Origin of the sequence: Mycolicibacterium vulneris (genome assembly GCF_002104765.1) — a bacterium.
GTDB lineage: Bacteria > Actinomycetota > Actinomycetes > Mycobacteriales > Mycobacteriaceae > Mycobacterium > Mycobacterium vulneris.
On sequence record NZ_NCXM01000081.1, the window covers coordinates 1 to 1346 of the forward strand.

2 protein-coding genes are annotated in these 1346 nt (G+C 67.4%); one reads left to right on the forward strand and one right to left on the reverse strand.

Annotated features, from left to right (window positions below; all coding sequences use genetic code 11):
* The first annotated feature begins 139 nt into the window (after nucleotides 1-139).
* Nucleotides 140-535 carry a hypothetical protein gene (locus B8W69_RS29410; RefSeq protein ID WP_085293145.1) on the forward strand — a complete coding sequence of 132 codons (396 nt, stop codon included), beginning with the start codon at nucleotides 140-142 and terminating at the stop codon, nucleotides 533-535.
* A gap of 88 nt (nucleotides 536-623) precedes the next feature.
* On the opposite strand, the gene B8W69_RS31015 is transcribed toward B8W69_RS29410, so the two are convergent.
* The gene (locus tag B8W69_RS31015; RefSeq protein WP_181447515.1) at nucleotides 624-818 is read right to left on the reverse strand and encodes a hypothetical protein; all 195 of its coding nucleotides are present in this window, start codon (nucleotides 816-818) and stop codon (nucleotides 624-626) included.
* Nucleotides 819-1346: the final 528 nt, after the last annotated feature.

Consider the following 1346-nt stretch of genomic DNA (forward strand, 5'->3'; position numbering starts at 1 on the left):
CGCGCCGGCGAGCGCGGGCCGAAAACCCTGCTCCGTTCGGCGCGGACTCTTCGGGGTTGACCGCCCACCCTCACCCGCTTCCCCGCACCCCAGCGCCAACCGGCGCACTCCATCACCATCGGAAAACGGAGACAACACCATGTGCTACAACCGCATCGCCATCCTGGCCGACCTTCACACCGAACTCGTCAACGGAAACTGCAACCCCAGCCGAGGCTTCGCCGAACTGACCGCACCACTCCTGCTCGACGACACCTTCAAAACCCTTCTCTACAAAATCGCCGACCGCCGCCCCCTGCGGGCCGCCCTCCTGTGGAGCCGCATCGGCGACCACCTCAGCGGCCAGGCCCGCATCCAAGCCCTCACCCTGGCAGCAGTGTTCGCCCTCAAAGGGGGCAACCCCGGGATCAGCGCCACGCTGATCACCCGCGTCGAGGTCGAGGTTCGCCGCCACCACAACCCAACCCCCGCGATGATCGACATCCTCAAACTCGACCAGGGCGTCCGCGACCACCTGCCCCACGCCGTCGCCTAAACCTCCACATCCACCCCGCAGGAAGGAAACATCATGAGCAACCACATCGAGTGGGGCCACGCCGCACACAGCCCTCTACACCCTGTACTCACGCGATCGCGCCATCGAAGAACTTTGCCCCGTCGATGAAGACGAAATTACCGCCCCGTTCGTCCTGGGCCTGTGGAACGAAAACGGAGACGGACTCGCGCTGCAAGGCACCCGCCGCCAGCTCCTCGACTACCTCGGCCTCGTCATCGCCCACGTGCAACGCGAAACCGATCCGCGTCTCGAGCTCGACCAAGCACTCACACGGCTCCATACGCTGCGACACCACCGCGCCGCGCTCTCGATGACGCCAACTACAGCACATGCCACATCGCGGACCTCGACCAGCAGGAGGTCGACCTACTCAACGACGTCGCCGAAGCGGCCGCCGACGTTAACGACCAGCTCTAACTCAGCTCAGGCCCGGCCAGCACCTGCACCCGCGGGGTTGGCCGGGCCCCCCTTTTTCTTCCGGCCCCACCGTGCCGGCGCGCCCCGCGCGACCGGACTGGCCGCCTGGCGGCGGCCACAAACCCGTAGCCCCTCACCTCTTTTAGCCGTCAGCAGGGTGCTCATGGTAAGCGGGCGGGGGCCCGACCGCTCAACCCACGCCCACACCGAACTACGCAGGCCGAGTGACCTTTTCGGCCCAATGCCAGCCCGCCAGGGCGCTACCGCGCCGGCGAGCGCGGGCCGAAAACCCTGCTCCGTTCGGCGCGGACTCTTCGGGGTTGACCGCCCACCCTCACCCGCTTCCCCGCACCCCAGCGCCAACCGGCGCACT